Raw genomic sequence first — 16,885 nt, forward strand, 5'->3', positions numbered from 1 at the left:
CCGTAACGGTCGAGAGGAGTCATTTTGGATCGCAATGACAGCTTCCGCGAGTTCGTCGCCGCCCATCAGCAAGGGCTGATGCGCACCGCGTACCTGCTCACAGGAGACGCCCACCAGGCCGAGGACCTGCTGCAGAGCGCCCTGCTGAAGGTGTTCGGCCGCTGGTTCAGGCTGTCGCGCGTCGAGTATCCCGAGGCGTACGCGCGCAAGGTGCTGCTGAATCAGTACATCTCGTGGCGACGGCGCCGGGTCAGAGCCGAGCTTCCGACCGCCGACCCGCCCGACCGGCTGTACTCGAGCGAGGACTCCACCATCGTGCGGCTCGTCATGCGCCGGGCTCTCATGCGGCTGCCGCCCCGGCAGCGGGCGGTGATCGTGCTGCGTTACTACGAGGACCGGACCGAACGCGAGACGGCCGAGCTGCTGAACTGCTCGGTCGGCACGGTGAAGAGCCAGGCCCACTACGCGCTGGCCCGTTTACGCGAGCTGGCGCCCGAACTGGCGCCGAAACTCTCAGACCTGGAAGCAGAGGAGGCCCGCCGATGACCTGGCTACGGGACGTGCTCGTCGATCTGGCCGACGACTCTCCGCAGGTGGACCTGGCAGAACGTACGATCGCGGCACATCACCGCAGGCGGCGTACGGTGGTCTCGCTCCTCGCGGCGGGCATGGTCGTGGTCGTCGCTCTTGGTGCGACGGCCGCCGTCCGGCTGCTGCCCGACAGGCGGCAGGAGGCCGCTTCCACGGGCGACCTGCCGGCGCGCGGGGTGGGGCCGCTGAGCCACGCGTACAAGACCTTCTGCGAGCCTGCCCGCGGGGAGGCGCCGAAGGGCTGCAGAGACGGAGGCTGGCGGGTGGTCACCCGGAGCGGCGAGACCTACCACGTGCCGGACGCGCTGCGCAGCCTCGCTCCCGGCCGCACCGGCCTGCGCGACAGCCCGCTGGCGATCAGCCGCGACGGCCGCAAGATCGCCTACTACAGCGCCGATGAAGGCACCTTCCAGGTCCGCGACCTGGCCTCGGGCCGGAAGACGACGGCCGCGCAGAAGGTGCCCAAGAGCCTGCTGGGCAGCGTCTCGCGACTGATGCTGTCGGACGACGGGCGGTTCGTCGCCTTCAGCAAGGTTCCGGACTTCAAGGATCCCGCGCTGCTCATCGACATGCGTGGCGGGGCCGTCCGCGAGTTGCCCAACCGCTGGGTCCCCATCGGTCTGTCCCCGGACGGCGCGACCATCACCCTCGCGGAGTACTCGCCGCGATCACGGCTGCGGACGATCTCCAACCTGTGGCCCAGTTCTTCCAAGGGCGACACCACGTCGGTCATCCTGCCGGTGGACTACCACTTCAGCCCTCTCGCCCCCGATGGCAGAACCGTCGCGGTGATCGAGAACCTCAGCACCGCCGAGCGGCCGTGCCGCCGCGGCGACCTGGCCCTCATGGACACGCTCACCGGTGAGAAGCGGAAACCGACCGTCATCAGCGGCCTGCCCGCCGATGTCTCCCAGATCTCGCTGCGCACCTGGCTCAGCGCCGAGGAGGTCACCGCTCTCACCATGTCCGTGCGGTGCAGGCCGGCGTCCGACGTGCCGGACGACGAGCCCGCGGTGATCGACCAGCCGTACCGGACCATGACCGCGTACGCGGTGAACGTCAGGACCGGCAAGGCCAGGAAGCTCGCCACGTACAGAGCGCAGGGCTTCTTCGAGATCGTCCTGCCCGGCCCCCCCGGGGCGCTATGACCTCAGGTGTGAACCGGGATCCCGGGACGACGAACCCCGCCCGTCCAGCGAGGCAGGCGGGGTTCGTGCACGTCAACGGCTACTTGAGGAGCTGCCGCGCCATCACCATGCGCTGGATCTGGTTGGTGCCCTCGTAGATCTGCGTGATCTTGGCATCGCGCATCATGCGCTCCACCGGGAAGTCCTTCGTGTACCCGTACCCGCCCAGCATCTGCACCGCGTCCACGGTGATCTCCATAGCCGCATCGGAAGCAGCGCACTTGGCCGCGCTGGACAGGAACGTGAGGTCCTTCTGCGGCTCACCCTTCATGGCCCGCTCCGACTTGGCCGCCGCGTGATAGGTGAGCTGCCGCGCCGCCTCCAGCTTCATCGCCATGTCCGCGAGCATGAACTGCACGCCCTGGAAGTCGGCGACGGCCTTGCCGAACTGCTTGCGCTCCTTGACGTACCCGACCGCGTAGTCGAGCGCCCCCTGCGCGATGCCCAGGGCCTGCGCGGCGATGGTCACCCGGGTGTGGTCCAGGGTGGCCAGGGCGGTCTTGAATCCAGTGCCGGGTTCGCCGATGAGACGGGACGCGGGGATGCGCACGTCCTCCAGGATCACCTGACGCGTCGGGGAGGCCTTGATGCCGAGCTTGCGCTCCTTGGGCCCGAACGAGACGCCCTCGTCCGACTTCTCCACCACGAAGGCGGAGATGCCGCGCGCCCCGGCCGACGGGTCCGTGACGGCCATGACCGTGTAGTACTCGGACACGCCCGCGTTGGTGATCCACATCTTGGTGCCGTTGAGCACGTAGTGGTCGCCGTCGAGGACGGCGCGGGTCTTCATGGCGGCGGCGTCGGAGCCCGCCTCCGGCTCGGAGAGCGCGTACGAGAACATGGCGTCGCCGCGGGCCACGGCGGGCAGGTACTGCTGCTTGAGCTCCTCGGAGGCCGACAGCATGATCGGCACGGTGCCGAGCTTGTTGACGGCGGGGATCAGCGAGGAGGAGGCGCAGGCGCGGGCGACCTCCTCGATGACGATGACGGCGGCCAGCGCGTCGCCGCCGGCTCCTCCGTACTCCTCCGGGACGTGAATGGCGTGCAGGTCGGATGCGACCAGGGCCTTATAGACGTCCCAGGGGAACTCCTCGGCCTCGTCCGCCTCCGCGGCGCGGGGGGCGATCTTCTCGTCGGCGAGGGCCCTGACCGTCTCCCGGAGCATGTCGTGCTCTTCGGCGGGCGCGTACAGAGGAAAGCTCATGCACAGATAGTAGGACGTCCGAGCATCTTGCTACCAACCGGTACGGTTTGTGCTTGAGAAGAGGTGGCACGAAGAAGGGTGGGCGCGGGCCTGTAGCATTCCTCCGCAATGGAAAGGAGCTCACTCGTGCCATATCGCCTGACGGTGATCGGGACCGGCTACCTGGGCATCACGCATGCGGCCTGCATGGCGGATCTCGGCTATGAGGTGCTCGGCCTTGACATCGACGCCGACAAGGTCCGCTGCCTCAACAACGGCGAGCTCCCCATCCACGAGCCTGGGCTCGAACCCGTGCTCCGCCGCGGCCTCGAGTCCGGCCGCCTGCGCTTCACCACCTCCTACGAGGAGGCCGGCGCGTTCGGCGACGTCCACTTCGTCTGCGTGGGCACGCCGCAGAAGAAGGGCGAGTACGCCGCCGACGTGTCCTACATCGACGCCGCGATCGACTCGCTGGCCCCCCATCTCGACCGCGCGTCCCTGGTCGTCGGCAAGTCGACGGTCCCGGTCGGCACCGCGTCCCGGCTGGCCGACCGGCTGGCCGCGCTGGCTCCGGCGGGCGAGCAGGCCGAGCTGGCGTGGAACCCCGAGTTCCTGCGCGAGGGCTTCGCCGTGCAGGACACGCTCCACCCCGACCGCATCGTGCTGGGCGTGCGCTCCGAGCGGGCCGAGAAGGTGCTGCGTGAGGTCTACGAGCCGCTCGGCGACGTGCCGATGGTGGTGACCGACTTCCCGACGGCCGAGCTGGTCAAGACCGCCGCCAACTCCTTCCTGGCCACCAAGATCTCCTTCATCAACGCGATGGCCGAGGTGTGCGAGGCGGCGCACGCCGACGTGCAGCAGCTCTCGCTCGCGCTCTCGTACGACGACCGCATCGGCGGGCGTTACCTGAACCCGGGGCTCGGGTTCGGCGGCGGCTGCCTGCCGAAGGACATCAGGGCGTTCATGGCGCGGGCCGGCGAGCTCGGCGCCGACCAGGCGCTGACGTTCCTGCGCGAGGTGGACGCGATCAACATGCGCCGCCGCGCCCGCATGGTCGACCTGGCCCGCGAGCTGGCCGGGGGTTCCTTCCACGGCTGCACGGTGGGCGTGCTCGGCGCCGCCTTCAAGCCCAACTCCGACGACATACGCGACTCCCCCGCCCTTGACGTGGCGGTGACGATCGGGCGGCAGGGCGGGCGGGTCACGATCTACGACCCGATCGCGCTCGACAACGTCCGCAAGGCACACCCCCAGCTCGCCTACGGCGAGTCGGCCCTCGACGCGGTACGGGGCGCGCACGTCGTGCTGCTGCTGACGGAGTGGCAGGAGTTCCTGGACCTGGACCCGGAGGCGCTGGGCGAGGTCGTGGCCACCCGCAAGATCGTCGACGGGCGCAACGCGCTCAATGCTGAGGCGTGGCGCTCCGCCGGGTGGCACTACCGGGCGCTGGGCCGCCCCTGACGCACCCACTGGGTGTGCACCGGCCGGTAGCCCTGGCGCGCCCAGAACGGGCCTGACAGCGGGTTCGCCACCGCGTGGTGCAGCAGCGTCGTCGCCACGCCCCACGCGTCCAGCCGGGCGTGCGCGGCGGCGGCCAGCGCCGCGCCGACACCCCGGCCCCGTACGGCGGGGTCGGCGTACATGACGCCCAGGTAGGCGGCCGGCATCCGGGTCACCATGGAGGCGATCCACCGCGACCGGGGCGGCGGGTCGACGATGACGACGCCGGTCACCGTGCCGTCGTGCTCGGCCACCCAGGCCCAGGAGCGGGGCAGCGTGCCGGTGAGATGCTCCCTGATCCTGGCGGGCGTCGACGGCCGCGGCGTGACCCAGCCGAACTGCGCGTCGTACGCCACCAGCGCCTCGTACAAACGCGCGATCCCGTCCAGGTCGTCAGCGGTGGCGGGCCGTACGCGCGGGTCCGTGGCCTGCCCGGCCGGGGGCCTGCGGGGGCGGGCGGCGACGGTGACCGTCGGGGCGAAGCCGCGGACGGCCAGGGCGCGGACGGCGGCGGTGTCGCGGCTGGGCCACAGCACCGCGAGCGGGCCGGGCTCCCGCCGGGGCGCTGCCGTCCACGCGTCCAGCAGCGCGCCGAGCGCCGCCTCCGGGTCGGGGCCGCCGACGCGGGCGTGCAGCCGGTGGACGACGAGCGGGCCCCAGGTGGCGTTGAGTGTGTCGAGGCCGGAACGGTCCATCGAGGCCAGGCCGACGGCGCCGGGCACCTCGACGAGCTGCTCCCCGAGGCCGGGCTTGGGCAGCCGGTCCTGACCGCCGGCCAGCGGGTCGGCGGCGCGTACCCGGGCGGCGTGGCCCGCGAGCACGTCCAGCACGGCCCTCTCCCGGGGCGGGCGGATCAATCGGCCGGCTTCAGCGCCGCCGCCTCGGCGCGCAGCCGTTCGCCCTTGGCGTGCGCCTGCTCCTTGAGCCGCTCCTGGAACTCGACCATGCGGGCGCGCAGGGTGGCGTCGGTGGCGGCGAGGATGCGTACGGCGAGCAGTCCGGCGTTGCGGGCGCCGCCGACCGCGACGGTCGCGACGGGCACCCCGGCCGGCATCTGGACGATCGACAGCAGGGAGTCCATGCCGTCGAGGTACTTCAGCGGCACCGGCACCCCGATCACCGGCAGCGGCGTGACCGAGGCGAGCATGCCGGGCAGGTGGGCGGCGCCGCCCGCGCCCGCGATGATGACCTCGACGCCGCGGCCGGCCGCCTGCCTGCCGTACTCGATCATCTCGGCGGGCATCCGGTGGGCGGAGACGACGTCGGCCTCGAACGGGATCCCGAACTCGGCGACCGCCTCGGCGGCGGCCTTCATCACCGGCCAGTCGGAGTCGCTGCCCATGACGATGCCGATGCTCACGTGTACTCCCCGGTCATCAGGTAGACGGCGGCGTGGCGGGCGCGGGCCCTGACCTCGTCGAGGTCGTCACCGACGGCGGTGACATGGCCGATCTTACGGCCGGGGCGCACCTGCTTGCCGTAGAAGTGCACCTTGACGGCCGGATCGTGGGCCATGACGTGCTCGTACCGCTTGAACAGGTCGGGGTCGTCGCCGCCGAGCAGGTTGGCCATGACGACCACCGGCGCCGTCATGGCGGGCGTGCCGAGCGGCAGGTCGAGCACGGCCCGCAGGTGCTGCTCGAACTGGGAGGTGCGGGAGCCCTCGATGGTCCAGTGGCCGCTGTTGTGCGGGCGCATGGCCAGCTCGTTGACGAGCAGCCCCTGCCCGGTCTGGAACATCTCGACGGCCAGCAGGCCGGTGACGCCCAGTTCGTCGGCGATCCGCAGGGCGACGCGCTGCGCCTCGGCGGCCTCCTCGGGGTCGAGCCCGGGGGCGGGGGCGAGCACCTCGACGCAGATGCCGTCGCGCTGCACGGTCTCCACGACCGGGTAGCTGACGCCCTGGCCGTGCGGGGAACGGGCGACGAGCACGGCGAGCTCGCGCTCGAACGGCACGAACGCCTCCGCGAGCAGCGGGCCGCCGGCGGCGGCGAACGCCTCGGCCGCGGCCTCCTCCGAGTCGCACACCCACACGCCGCGGCCGTCGTAGCCGCCGGTGATCGCCTTGAGCACCACCGGCCAGCCGTGCTCGGCGGCGAACGCGGCCGCCTCGCCGGGGCCGGAGACGCGGGCCCAGGCCGGGCACGGGGCGCCGATCGCGGTCAGCCGCTCACGCATGACGGCCTTGTCCTGGGCGTGGACGAGGGCGTCGGCGCCGGGGTGGACGGCGTGGCCGTCGTCGATGAGCGCCCGGATGTGCTCGCCGGGAACGTGCTCGTGGTCGAACGTGATCGCGTGACAGCCTTCGGCGAACGCGCGCAGGTCGTCGAGGGAGCGGTAGTCGCCGACGCGGGTGTCGACGATGACCCGGGCGGCGCTCTCGTCAGAGGACCCGGCCAGCACGCGCAGTTCGACGCCGAGAGCGATGGCGGGGGGCTGCGACATCCGGGCGAGCTGTCCGGCGCCGACGATGCCGACGACGGGGCCGATGGGACTGTATGCGTTCACGTGAGGTGAGCATACCGGCCGCATTCCGGAGCGCTCGCAGGTAGAGCGCCCTCCGTGCGAACCGCGTTATAACGGGCAGTCTTCAGGAAGGAAGATGCTGACACGCCACGGTAAGGTACCCCGGTACGCTGAAGTGGTCATGGCGTGACGAGGCGGAAGGGCCGAGCAGACACGTGCGGTTCGTCAAGAGCTTGTACCAGCGGTTCGCCGCCCTTCTGCATGAGCTGACGAAGTTCGGCATCGTCGGAGGGCTCGCCTTCCTGATCGACCTGGGCGCGCTCAACCTGTTCCACCTGGTCGTCGGCATCGGGCCGATGACCTCGAAGGTCTTCGCCACGACGATCTCGACCACCTTCGCGTACGCGGGCAACCGCTTCTGGACGTTCCGCCACCGCGAGCAGAGCGGGCTGGGGCGCGAATACTTCCTGTTCTTCCTGATGAACGGCATCGCGCTGCTGTTCGGCGTGCTGGTGATCGGGTTCACCACCTACACGCTCAAGCTCGACGACCCGGTGAGTCTCAACGTCGCCAACATCGTCGGCGTCGGCCTCGGCACCCTCTTCCGCTACTGGTCCTACAAGAAGTGGGTGTTCCTGGAGGCGACCACGCCGATCCCGGCCGAGCTGCCCGCGGTCGAGCTCAGGCAGGACCGCTGACCACGCGGTTCCTGCCCGTGGCGTCGGCCGGGCGCAGGAAGACGGCGAACGTCGCCGGCCTCCTCCGTACCAGCTCCAGCCGTCCGCCGTCGGCGGCGGCCAGCGCGCGGGCGAGCGTCAGCCCGAGACCGGTGCCGCCGCCCCCGCTCACGTTCCTGTCGAAGATCTTGGGTGCGATCTCGTCGTCGATGCCCGGCCCCTCGTCGGTCACCTCGGTCACCACGTAGTTGTCGCCGCTCGTGGTGGTGACGGTGACGGTGCCGCCGCCGTGGCGCAGGGAGTTCTCCAGCAGCGTGGCGATGACCTGACCGAAGCCGCCGGTGGTGGCCAGCGCCTTGAGGTCGCGGGTGCCTTCGAGCACGAGCCTGCGTCCCACGCCGCGGAAGACGGGGTCCCACTCCGTCACCTGCTGGACCAGCACCTGGTCGATGGAGGTCGGCTCGGCCTGGGAGTGACGCTGGCGGCGGGCCGCGGCGAGCAGCTCGTCGATCACCGCCGTGAGCCGCTCGGCCTGCACGATGGCCGCCTCGCCCTCCTCGCGCACGACCTCCGGGTGGTTGGAGGCGGCGACGATCTCCTCCAGGCGCATGGTGAGGCCGGTCAGCGGGGTGCGCAGCTGGTGTGAGGCGTCGGTGGCGAACTCGCGCTCACGGGTGAGCAGGTCGGAGATGCGGGTGGCGCTGCGGTCGAGGACCTGGGCCACCCTGTCGAGTTCGGGGATGCCGTAGCGGTGCTTGCTCGGCCGGGCGTCCCCGGAGCCGAGCCGCTCGGCGATCATGGCGAGGTCGCGCAGGGGCAGCGTGAGCCGGCGTGTCTGCACGATGGCCAGGCCGACGGCGACGGCGAGAGCCGCGACGGCCAGGGCGACGATCAGCAGCAGGCGCGCGTACACGTCCTGCTCGACCTGTGCCCTGTCGCGGCTCACCCGGACGAAGATGCCGCTGTCGGACTCCGCGTCCTCGGTCATCTGCTGACCGGACGGCGGTGGCGTGCCGACGACGGTGGCCTTCGGGGGGTTCCCGCGTTCGAATATCTGGATGTAGCGATCCGGATATTTCTGCTCCAGTTGCTGCGGGTCGAGCGGCGTCTCCTGGATCCGGGCGTACTCGACCTCGCCCACCAGGCGCGTCGCCTCCGCCCTGAGCTGCTGGGCGGCATCATCGACGATCAGCCGGCTGACGACGACGCCCAGGGGCACTCCGAGCAGAAGGACGGCGATGCCCGCGACGAGGAGGGTTGAAGTGAGCAGGCGTCGGCGCATGCCTACTCGCGTTCGAAGCGGAAGCCGACTCCCCGGACGGTCGTGATGTAACGAGGCTTCGCCGCGTCGTCTCCCAGCTTGCGGCGCAGCCAGGAGATGTGCATGTCGAGCGTCTTGGTCGAGCCCCACCAGTTGGTGTCCCACACCTCGCGCATGATCTGCTCGCGGGTGACGACCTTGCCCGCGTCGCGCACCAGCACGCGCAGCAGGTCGAACTCCTTGGTGGTGAGGTGGAGCTCCTTGTCGCCCATCCAGGCGCGGCGTGAGTCGGCGTCGATGCGGACACCCTGGACCACCGGGGTCTCGGACGTGCCGCGCCGCAGCAGTGCCCGCACCCGGGCGAGCAGTTCGGCGAGCCGGAACGGTTTGGTGACGTAGTCGTCGGCGCCGGCGTCGAGGCCGACCACCGTGTCCACCTCGTCAACGCGTGCGGTGAGGATCAGCACCGGAGTGCCGTGCCCCTCCGCACGTATGCGGCGCGCCACCTCCAGGCCGTCCATCTCCGGAAGGCCCAGGTCCAGGACGATGAGGTCGATGCCACCCGACAGTGCCCTCTCCAGGGCCTGCGGGCCGTCGGGGCTCACCTCAACCTGGTAGCCCTCGCGGCGCAGGGCGCGCGCGAGCGGCTCGGAAATCGAGGTGTCATCCTCGGCGAGAAGTACGCAGGTCATGAGGCGATCGTAGGTCCTTAGGCGATCGTTTCCCGGGCACAGCGCGCGGTTTGACTCGTAGTTGACCTATCTATTGACCTGGGCAAACGCGACTAAATGTCGGTTAGTCGTGATTAAATTACCGCGATACTCGGGGCTAAACCCTTACGTCCCCCAGAAACGCGCGCACCCGCCGGGAAAACCGGCGGGCGGGGGTCGCATTGACGGAAGTTCGGGCGCGGGCGGCGGGCTCAGTCGTCGCTGGACGGCGGCTCGGCGTAGCGGGCGAGGTAGAGCTGCTCACCGAGCGTCTGGATGAGTTCGAGCTCGGTCTCCAGGTAGTCGATGTGCTCCTCCTCGTCCTCGAGGATCTCCTCGAAGATGCGGGCGGAGGTGATGTCGCCCTTCTCGCGCATCAGCGCGATGGCGGGCCGCAGCCGCTCCACGACGCCCAGCTCGACGTCCAGGTCGGCCCGGAGCTGCTCGGGCACCGTCTGCCCGATGTGGAGCGTGCCCAGCCGCTGGTAGTTGGGCAGTCCCTCCAGGAACAGGATGCGATCGGTGAGCCGCTCGGCGTGTCGCATCTCGTCGAACGACTCCGCGCGGGTGTGCTCGGCGAGTTTCGTGTAGCCCCAGTTCTCCTGCATCTTGGCGTGCAGGAAGTACTGGTTGATCGCCGTGAGCTCCGCGGTCAACTGCTCGTTGAGCAGCTCGATGATCTGCCTGTCACCCTGCATGAAACAAGCCCCTTGTGCTATGCGGTCGTGAGTTCCTCCGACCTTTTCAGCATCGCACAGATCTTTCGTACACACCGGGCGCAGTCGCCCCCGGCGCCCGTGGTGTCGCGTACCTGCTTCGCGCTCTTGGCGCCCGCGGCGATGCAGTCGTGAACCTCGTTCTCGGTCACGGCACGACAGACACACACGTACATCCGGGGCAGCCTCTCAGGGGAACAACTCAGGTAAGGCACACCTAAGGTAGCCCACTGAGGTAAGGCTTGCCTATGTGAGGTCCGCCATAAGGCGGATTCAGTGACCTCGGGTGATCCACTCCTCCAGGTGCGGCGCCTCCGCGCCGATCGAGGTCGAGTCGCCGTGACCGGTGTGCACGACGGTCTCGGGAGGCAGCATGAGCAGCCGCTCGCGGATCGACGCGATGATCGTGTCGAAGGACGAGTAGGACCGCCCGGTCGCCCCCGGCCCGCCCTTGAACAGCGTGTCGCCGCTGAACAGCGCGCCCACCTCGGGCGCGTACAGGCAGACCGCGCCGGGCGCGTGGCCGGGGGTGTGCAGGACCTGCAGCTCGATCCCGCCGGCCTCGAACTTGTCGCCGTCGGCGAGTGGTTCGTACGCGACCTCGTCCCCGTAGACCTGCTCCCAGAGCACCTGGTCGGCGGGGTGCAGCCGGATCGGCGCGCCGGTGCGGCGGGCCAGGTCGGCGGCGGCGTTGATGTGGTCGTTGTGCGCGTGGGTGCAGACGATGGCCCGCACGCTGCGCCCGCCGACCCGCTGGGCGATGGCCCCGGCGTCGTGGGCGGCGTCGATGACGACGACCTCACGGGCGTCGCCGACCAGCCAGACGTTGTTGTCGACGTCCCAGGTGCCGCCGTCGAGCGAGAAGGTGCCGGAGGTGATGACCTTGTCGAGCATTTAGAGGATCACCACCGACCGCAGCACGTCGCCGCGCTCCATCTTGTGGAAGGCCTCTTCGACCTGGTCGAGCGCGATCGTCTCGGCGACGAACTTGTCGAGCGGCAGCCGGTGCTGCAGGAACAGGTCGATGAGCATCGGGAAGTCGCGGGTCGGCAGGCAGTCGCCGTACCACGACGACTTCAGCGCGCCGCCCCGGCCGAACACGTCCAGCAGCGGCAGGTCGATGCGCATCTCGGGGGTGGGCACGCCGACCAGCACCACGGTGCCGGCCAGGTCGCGGGCGTAGAAGGCCTGCTCGTACGTCTCGGGCCTGCCGACCGCCTCGACCACCACGTCGGCGCCGAAGCCGCCGGTGAGGTCGCGGATCGCCTCGACCGGGTCGTTCTCGCGGGAGTTGACGGTGTCGGTGGCGCCGAAGCCGCGCGCCCACTCCAGCTTGCGCTCGTCGACGTCCACCGCGATGATCTTGGATGCGCCGGCCAGGGACGCGCCGAGGATGGCCGCGTCGCCGACGCCGCCGCAGCCGATGACCGCGACCGTGTCGCCGCGGGTGACGCCGCCGGTGTTGATGGCGGCGCCGAGGCCGGCCATCACGCCGCAGCCCAGCAGCCCGGCCACGGACGCGGGCGCCTCGGCCGAGACCTTCGTGCACTGCCCGGCGGCGACCAGCGTCTTGCCGAGGAAGGCGCCGATGCCGAGCGCGGGCGACAGCTCGGTGCCGTCGGTCAGGGTCATCTTCTGGGTGGCGTTGTGGGTGTTGAAGCAGTACCACGGCCGGCCGCGCAGGCACGCCCGGCACTGGCCGCACACGGCCCGCCAGTTGAGGATGACGAAGTCGCCGGGCTCCAGGCCGGTGACGCCCTCCCCGACCGCCTCCACGACGCCGGCCGCCTCGTGCCCGAGCAGGAACGGGTAGTCGTCGCTGATGCCGCCCTCGCGATAGTGGAGGTCGGTGTGGCAGACCCCGCACGCCTGCACGGTCACCACCGCCTCGCCCGGGCCCGGGTCGGGGACGAGCACCGTTTCAAGTGAGACTTCCTGGCCCTTACCTCGGGCGATGACACCCTGAACTTCGTACGGCATGCCAGCCATCTTGTGTCCAGGAGGGTGATCTCCGCAAGACATGGGGCCGCACCACGCCGAGACCTCTCACCGGCCGCTGCCCGAGCCGCTGCACAGGCTACCGGCCGTCGATCTCGCCGTCGGAGGCGTCCTCCAGGAGCCGGAACAGCTCGGTGCGGACCTCCTGGATCCGCGGGATGTCGCGCAGCACGATCTCACCCCGCTCGCCGGCGGACTCGACGGTGAGGGTGCCGCAGCCCAGCAGCCGCTCGAAGAGCGTCTGGTCGGAGCTGACGGTGTTGACCTTCGCCATCGGGATCTCGTCGGTCGACTTGTTGAGCACGCCGGTGCTGATCGAGAACCGGTGGGTGGTGAGGACGTAACCGGTGTTCTTCCACTGCAGGTACGGGACGAACGACCAGATCGTCATGAGGATCAGCCCGATGACGACGACCGCGATGCGGGCGTAGGAGGCGTACTCCCAGGTGTCCGGGACGAAGTAGATCGCCGCGCCGGAGGCCGCGGCGATCAGGAGGAGCGCGATGAAGGGGACGACCAGCCGCTTCCAGTGCGGGTTGAAGGACCGGACGCGGCGCTCACCTTGTGTCAGGTGGTGGTCGGGAATGGTCATGGGCAAATGGTGCCACCTCGGCCGATCGGCGGCTACGTCGTGGCCCGAACATGCACGACGTCGCCCGCGCTCAGCGCGTAGGCCCGGTCCTCGGCGCTCACCTGAAGGTGGCCCGACCGGTCGACGCCGGTGGCGCGTCCGGTGAGCACGCTGCCGCCGGGCAGCTCCACCCGCACGTCGCGGCCGACGGTGGCGGAGCGGGCCAGGTAGGCGGCGCGCAGCCCGCAGGCGTCGGCGTCGCCGCCCGCCTCGTCCCACTCGCGGTAGTGGGTCTCGACCTCCCGCAGCACGGCCCGCAGCAGCGGGTCGCGGTCGACGCAGGCGGCCTTCTCCACGGCCAGCGAGGTCGCGGTGGCGACGGGCAACTCGTCCTCGCTCAGCAGCACGTTCAGCCCGATGCCGATCACTACCCCGCCCTCGACCCTCTCGGCGAGCACCCCGGCCAGCTTCCGCTCGCCGATCAGCAGGTCGTTGGGCCACTTCAGGCGCACGTCCACCTCGGCCAGGCGGCGCACCGCGGACGCGGCGGCCACGCCGAACAGCAGCGGCAGCCACCCGTACGCGGTGACCGGCGCCTCGGGCCTGAGCAGGACCGAGAACGTCAGCCCCACGTACGCCGGAGCGGTCCAGGGGCGGCCCAGCCTGCCGCGGCCCGCCACCTGCTCCTCGGCGGCCAGCACCGCGCCCTCGGGCGCGCCGTCCCTGGCGGCCTTGGCGAGGTCGGCGTTGGTGGAGCCGGTGCTGTCGACGACCCTGATGCCCGTCCACAGCGAGCCGGGGCGGACCAGGGCGCGGTTGAGCGCCGCCTCGGACAGGGGTGGCCGGTCGAGGTCGTGGTAGCGAGACATCCTCCCATCCTGTCGCATCCGCCTGCCGGACTCCGGAAGGGCCGGGCGGAACCACGGATCGGCCAGGAGCAAGATGGACGCATGAGCAAGCGACTGGATCCGCGCAACTGGGCCTCGTGGCGGCCGTTCGGCCTCGGGCTGCGCAAGCCGAACAACTACCTGGAGCTGATCAAGGCCTTCCGGTCGGTCAAGGGCAACAGGCGCTACGCGTGGCGGATCCTCACCCGGGGGACGTGCGACGGGTGCGCGCTCGGCACCAAGGGCATGCGTGACTGGACCATGCGGGAGGTCCACCTGTGCAACATCAGGCTGCGGCTGCTGCCGCTCAACACGATGCCCGCGCTCGACGTGTCGGTGCTGGCGGACGCTTCCCGGCTCGCCGGGAAGAGGAGCGCCGAGCTGCGGGAGCTGGGGCGGCTGCCGTACCCGATGCTGCGGCGCGCCGGCGAGCCCGGCTTCACCCGCGTGTCGTGGGACGAGGCGCTGCGGGTGGCGGCCGGCGGGCTGCGCGACGCGCGCTTCGGCGCCTACCTGACCAGCCGCGGCATGCCGAACGAGAACTACTACGCGGCCCAGAAGGCGGTGCGGGCGCTCGGCACCAACAACGTCGACAACGCCGCCCGCATCTGCCACTCGCCGTCGACGGTGGCGCTCAAGGACACCATCGGGGCGGCGGCCACGACCTGCTCGTATCAGGACTGGATCGGCTCCGACCTGATCGTGTTCATCGGGTCGAACCCGTCGAACAACCAGCCGGTGGCGATGAAGTATCTCTACCACGCCAAGAAGGCCGGCACCCGGATCGCGATGGTCAACGCCTACCGCGAGCCCGGCATGGAACGCTACTGGGTGCCGTCCAACGCCGAGTCGGCCCTGTTCGGCACGAAGATCACCGATGAGTTCTTCGGGGTTCACCAGGGCGGCGACATCGGCTTCCTCAACGGGGTGCTCAAGCACCTGATCGAGAACGACTGGATCGACGAGAAGTTCGTCGCCGGGCACACCACCGGCTTCGAGGAGGCCCGCCGGGCCGTGTCGGAGCAGTCGTGGGAGGTGCTGGAGGCGCTGTCGGGGTCGACCAGGGACGAGATGCTGCGGCTGGCCAGGATGCTGGGCGAGGCCCGCTCGGCCGTGCTGGTGTGGTCGATGGGCATCACCCAGCACACCCACGGCGAGGACAACGTACGCGCGATCGTCAACCTGGCGCTGGCCAGAGGCTTCGTGGGGCGCGACGGGTGCGGGCTGATGCCGATCCGCGGCCACAGCGGCGTGCAGGGCGGGGCCGAGATGGGGGCGTACGCGACCGGGCTGCCGGGCGGGCTGCCCGTCACGCCGGAGAACGCGGCGAAGTTCTCCGGGATGTGGGGGTTCGAGGTGCCTTCTTCGCCGGGGCTGACGGCGACTGACATGATCGACGCGGCGCACGCGCGGGAGCTGGACGCGCTGGTCTCCTCCGGCGGCAACTTCCTGGAGGTGCTGCCCGACCCTGACTACTGCCGGGAGGCGCTGTCCCGGCTCAAGCTGCGGGTGCACATCGACATCGTGCTGTCGTCGCAGATGCTCGTGCCTGCCGAGGGCGACGTGCTGCTGCTGCCCGCGCAGACGCGCTACGAGATGGCGGGCGGGGTGACCGAGACGTCGACCGAGCGGCGGGTGATCTTCTCGCCGGAGGTGGAGGGGCCGCGGATCGGCGAGGCGTGGCCGGAGTGGAAGATCTTCACCGAGCTGGCCGCCACCACACGTCCCGAAATTTCAAGACTCGTGAGGTTCACCGGCACGCCCGCGATCCGCGAGGAGATCGAGCGCGCGGTGCCCTTCTACGAAGGCATCGCCGGGCTGCGGCGGTTCGGCGACAGCGTCCAGTATGGCGGCCGCCACCTCTGCCCCGACGGCCGCTTCCCCACCCCCGACGGGCGGGGCGGGTTCTCGGCGGTCGATCCACCGGCGCTGGAGCGGCCCGACGGCGCGTTCTCCGTCGCCACCCGGCGCGGCAAGCAGTTCAACAGCATGGTCCACGAGCGCATGGACGGCTTCAACGGCGCGATGCGCGAGGCCGTGCTGATGAGCCCGTACGACGCCGACCGGCTCGGCCTGCCCGACGGCACCCCGGTCGAGCTGCGCGCGGGCGAGCGCTCGTACCGGGGCAAGGTGCTGCGCGCCCCGCTCGTGCCCGGCAACCTGCAGGTCCACTGGCCGGAGGGCAACGTGCTGCTGGACGAGACGCGCCGGTCACCGCAGGCGCGGATCCCCGACTACAACGCCGTCGTCACCGTGCGGGCACTGTGAGCAGGCCCGGCCCCACCAGCCGCGCCCGGATCCGCGAGCTGAACGGGCGCACGGCCCGCGAGCGCCGCGACAACCTGGCCACCGAGGAGCCGCTGGAGATACGGCTCGTCGGGCTCGGCGGGGCGCGCAAGACGGTGGCGATCACCATGCGCACGCCGGGGCACGACTTCGAGCTGGCCGCCGGGTTCCTGCACGGCGAGGGCCTGGCCGGGCCCGGGGAGATCGCGTCCATCGCGTACTGCACCGACGAGGACCTGCCGCCGGAGGAGCGCTACAACACCGTCACCGTGCGGCTGCGCGGGCCGATCCCCGACCTGCCCGCCCTGGAGCGTCACTTCGTGACCTCCAGCGCGTGCGGCGTGTGCGGCTCGGCGAGCCTGGACCGGCTGCACGAGCGGTGCGCCCCGCTCCCGCCGGGCGGGCCGCCCATCGACCCCGAGGTCCTGTACGGGCTGCCGGACGCGTTGCGCGCGGGCCAGGGCGTGTTCGGCAAGACCGGCGGGCTGCACGCGGCCGGCCTGTTCACCGCCGACGGCGCCCTTCTGGCGGTACGGGAGGACGTCGGCCGGCACAACGCCGTCGACAAGCTCGTCGGCTGGTCGGCCATGAACGACCGGCTGCCGCTGGCCGGGCACGTGCTCATGGTGAGCGGCCGGGCCGGCTACGAGATCATGCAGAAGGCGCTGGCGGCCGGGGTGCCGGTGGTGTGCGCGGTGTCGGCGCCCTCGTCGCTGGCGGTCGACCTGGCCATGGAGTTCGGGCTGACGCTGGTGGGCTTCCTGCGGGGGGAGCGGTGCAACGTCTATGCCGGCCATGAGCGGATTCTTATGGAATGAAGCATTCCGTTCTGCTATAGTTGGGGAACAGAAC

18 protein-coding genes are annotated in these 16,885 nt (G+C 70.7%); 6 read left to right on the forward strand and 12 right to left on the reverse strand.

The window, feature by feature from the left end:
• Positions 1-24: 24 nt before the first annotated feature.
• Positions 25-546 (forward strand): SigE family RNA polymerase sigma factor, encoded by a 522-nt coding sequence (locus tag ABD999_RS19085; RefSeq protein ID WP_271278376.1) that lies wholly within the window; start codon positions 25-27, stop codon positions 544-546.
• Complete coding sequence (locus tag ABD999_RS19090; protein WP_219543614.1) at positions 543-1,739, forward strand: hypothetical protein; 1,197 nt, start codon at positions 543-545, stop codon at positions 1,737-1,739. Before ABD999_RS19085 ends, ABD999_RS19090 begins: the two co-directional genes overlap by 4 nt.
• Positions 1,740-1,818: 79 nt before the next feature.
• Here ABD999_RS19090 and ABD999_RS19095 read toward each other — a convergent pair whose 3' ends face one another.
• Complete coding sequence (locus tag ABD999_RS19095) at positions 1,819-2,982, reverse strand: acyl-CoA dehydrogenase family protein (protein WP_271278375.1); 1,164 nt, start codon at positions 2,980-2,982, stop codon at positions 1,819-1,821.
• Between the two features lie 126 nt (positions 2,983-3,108).
• Between ABD999_RS19095 and ABD999_RS19100 the strand changes: the two genes are divergently transcribed.
• Entirely contained in the window at positions 3,109-4,422 is a 1,314-nt protein-coding gene (locus tag ABD999_RS19100) for a UDP-glucose dehydrogenase family protein (RefSeq protein ID WP_271278374.1), read from the forward strand.
• Here the strand turns inward: ABD999_RS19100 and ABD999_RS19105 are convergent.
• The 3 genes from ABD999_RS19105 to ABD999_RS19115 are packed head-to-tail and all read right to left on the reverse strand — an operon-like array spanning position 4,398 to position 6,969.
• Complete coding sequence (locus ABD999_RS19105; RefSeq protein ID WP_271278373.1) at positions 4,398-5,291, reverse strand: GNAT family N-acetyltransferase; 894 nt, start codon at positions 5,289-5,291, stop codon at positions 4,398-4,400. The two genes, ABD999_RS19100 and ABD999_RS19105, sit on opposite strands and share 25 nt — an antisense overlap.
• Before the next feature lie 23 nt (positions 5,292-5,314).
• Positions 5,315-5,803: a 5-(carboxyamino)imidazole ribonucleotide mutase gene (purE, locus tag ABD999_RS19110; RefSeq protein WP_219543700.1), complete on the reverse strand. Its 489-nt coding sequence runs from the start codon at positions 5,801-5,803 to the stop codon at positions 5,315-5,317.
• A 14-nt stretch (positions 5,804-5,817) separates the two neighbouring features.
• Positions 5,818-6,969, reverse strand: a complete 1,152-nt coding sequence (locus tag ABD999_RS19115; protein ID WP_345482813.1) for a 5-(carboxyamino)imidazole ribonucleotide synthase — start codon at positions 6,967-6,969, stop codon at positions 5,818-5,820.
• A gap of 173 nt (positions 6,970-7,142) precedes the next feature.
• Between ABD999_RS19115 and ABD999_RS19120 the strand changes: the two genes are divergently transcribed.
• On the forward strand, positions 7,143-7,625 hold the full coding sequence (locus ABD999_RS19120) for a GtrA family protein (protein WP_271278371.1): 483 nt from the start codon (positions 7,143-7,145) through the stop codon (positions 7,623-7,625).
• Here ABD999_RS19120 and ABD999_RS19125 read toward each other — a convergent pair.
• The 8 genes from ABD999_RS19125 to ABD999_RS19160 form a co-directional block, all read right to left on the reverse strand.
• Positions 7,609-8,886: an ATP-binding protein gene (locus tag ABD999_RS19125; protein ID WP_271278370.1), complete on the reverse strand. Its 1,278-nt coding sequence runs from the start codon at positions 8,884-8,886 to the stop codon at positions 7,609-7,611. The two genes, ABD999_RS19120 and ABD999_RS19125, sit on opposite strands and share 17 nt — an antisense overlap.
• A 2-nt stretch (positions 8,887-8,888) precedes the next feature.
• Positions 8,889-9,557 (reverse strand): response regulator transcription factor, encoded by a 669-nt coding sequence (locus tag ABD999_RS19130; protein ID WP_012888073.1) that lies wholly within the window; start codon positions 9,555-9,557, stop codon positions 8,889-8,891.
• Positions 9,558-9,787: 230 nt separating this feature from the next.
• Positions 9,788-10,273: a bacterioferritin gene (gene bfr / locus ABD999_RS19135; RefSeq protein WP_148037022.1), complete on the reverse strand. Its 486-nt coding sequence runs from the start codon at positions 10,271-10,273 to the stop codon at positions 9,788-9,790.
• Positions 10,274-10,290: 17 nt separating this feature from the next.
• Positions 10,291-10,467: a (2Fe-2S)-binding protein gene (locus tag ABD999_RS19140; RefSeq protein ID WP_148037021.1), complete on the reverse strand. Its 177-nt coding sequence runs from the start codon at positions 10,465-10,467 to the stop codon at positions 10,291-10,293.
• Positions 10,468-10,564: 97 nt separating this feature from the next.
• Complete coding sequence (locus ABD999_RS19145) at positions 10,565-11,185, reverse strand: MBL fold metallo-hydrolase (RefSeq protein ID WP_271278369.1); 621 nt, start codon at positions 11,183-11,185, stop codon at positions 10,565-10,567.
• Positions 11,186-12,271 carry an S-(hydroxymethyl)mycothiol dehydrogenase gene (locus ABD999_RS19150; protein WP_271278368.1) on the reverse strand — a complete coding sequence of 362 codons (1,086 nt, stop codon included), beginning with the start codon at positions 12,269-12,271 and terminating at the stop codon, positions 11,186-11,188. It lies immediately after the preceding gene.
• Between the two features lie 97 nt (positions 12,272-12,368).
• Positions 12,369-12,881, reverse strand: coding sequence for a PH domain-containing protein (locus ABD999_RS19155; protein ID WP_148037018.1), 513 nt, complete (start codon positions 12,879-12,881; stop codon positions 12,369-12,371).
• Between the two features lie 32 nt (positions 12,882-12,913).
• The gene (locus ABD999_RS19160; protein WP_271278367.1) at positions 12,914-13,729 is read right to left on the reverse strand and encodes a biotin--[acetyl-CoA-carboxylase] ligase; all 816 of its coding nucleotides are present in this window, start codon (positions 13,727-13,729) and stop codon (positions 12,914-12,916) included.
• Positions 13,730-13,810: 81 nt separating this feature from the next.
• Between ABD999_RS19160 and ABD999_RS19165 the strand changes: the two genes are divergently transcribed.
• Entirely contained in the window at positions 13,811-16,015 is a 2,205-nt protein-coding gene (locus ABD999_RS19165; protein WP_271278366.1) for an FdhF/YdeP family oxidoreductase, read from the forward strand.
• The gene (gene fdhD / locus ABD999_RS19170; RefSeq protein WP_271278365.1) at positions 16,012-16,851 is read left to right on the forward strand and encodes a formate dehydrogenase accessory sulfurtransferase FdhD; all 840 of its coding nucleotides are present in this window, start codon (positions 16,012-16,014) and stop codon (positions 16,849-16,851) included. Before ABD999_RS19165 ends, fdhD begins: the two co-directional genes overlap by 4 nt.
• Positions 16,852-16,885 lie beyond the last annotated feature (34 nt).

The organism is Nonomuraea ferruginea, assembly GCF_039540635.1.
Classification (GTDB): domain Bacteria; phylum Actinomycetota; class Actinomycetes; order Streptosporangiales; family Streptosporangiaceae; genus Nonomuraea; species Nonomuraea ferruginea.

Coding starts and splice junctions, on each gene's coding strand:
- ABD999_RS19090 (WP_219543614.1), top strand. CDS start 543: ATGACCTGGCTACGGGACGTGCTCGTCGATCTGGCCGACGACTCTCCG.
- ABD999_RS19095 (WP_271278375.1), bottom strand. CDS start 2,982: ATGAGCTTTCCTCTGTACGCGCCCGCCGAAGAGCACGACATGCTCCGG.
- purE (WP_219543700.1), bottom strand. CDS start 5,803: ATGGGCAGCGACTCCGACTGGCCGGTGATGAAGGCCGCCGCCGAGGCG.
- ABD999_RS19125 (WP_271278370.1), bottom strand. CDS start 8,886: ATGCGCCGACGCCTGCTCACTTCAACCCTCCTCGTCGCGGGCATCGCC.
- ABD999_RS19130 (WP_012888073.1), bottom strand. CDS start 9,557: ATGACCTGCGTACTTCTCGCCGAGGATGACACCTCGATTTCCGAGCCG.
- bfr (WP_148037022.1), bottom strand. CDS start 10,273: ATGCAGGGTGACAGGCAGATCATCGAGCTGCTCAACGAGCAGTTGACC.
- ABD999_RS19140 (WP_148037021.1), bottom strand. CDS start 10,467: ATGTACGTGTGTGTCTGTCGTGCCGTGACCGAGAACGAGGTTCACGAC.
- ABD999_RS19145 (WP_271278369.1), bottom strand. CDS start 11,185: ATGCTCGACAAGGTCATCACCTCCGGCACCTTCTCGCTCGACGGCGGC.
- ABD999_RS19150 (WP_271278368.1), bottom strand. CDS start 12,271: ATGCCGTACGAAGTTCAGGGTGTCATCGCCCGAGGTAAGGGCCAGGAA.
- ABD999_RS19155 (WP_148037018.1), bottom strand. CDS start 12,881: ATGACCATTCCCGACCACCACCTGACACAAGGTGAGCGCCGCGTCCGG.
- ABD999_RS19160 (WP_271278367.1), bottom strand. CDS start 13,729: ATGTCTCGCTACCACGACCTCGACCGGCCACCCCTGTCCGAGGCGGCG.
- ABD999_RS19165 (WP_271278366.1), top strand. CDS start 13,811: ATGAGCAAGCGACTGGATCCGCGCAACTGGGCCTCGTGGCGGCCGTTC.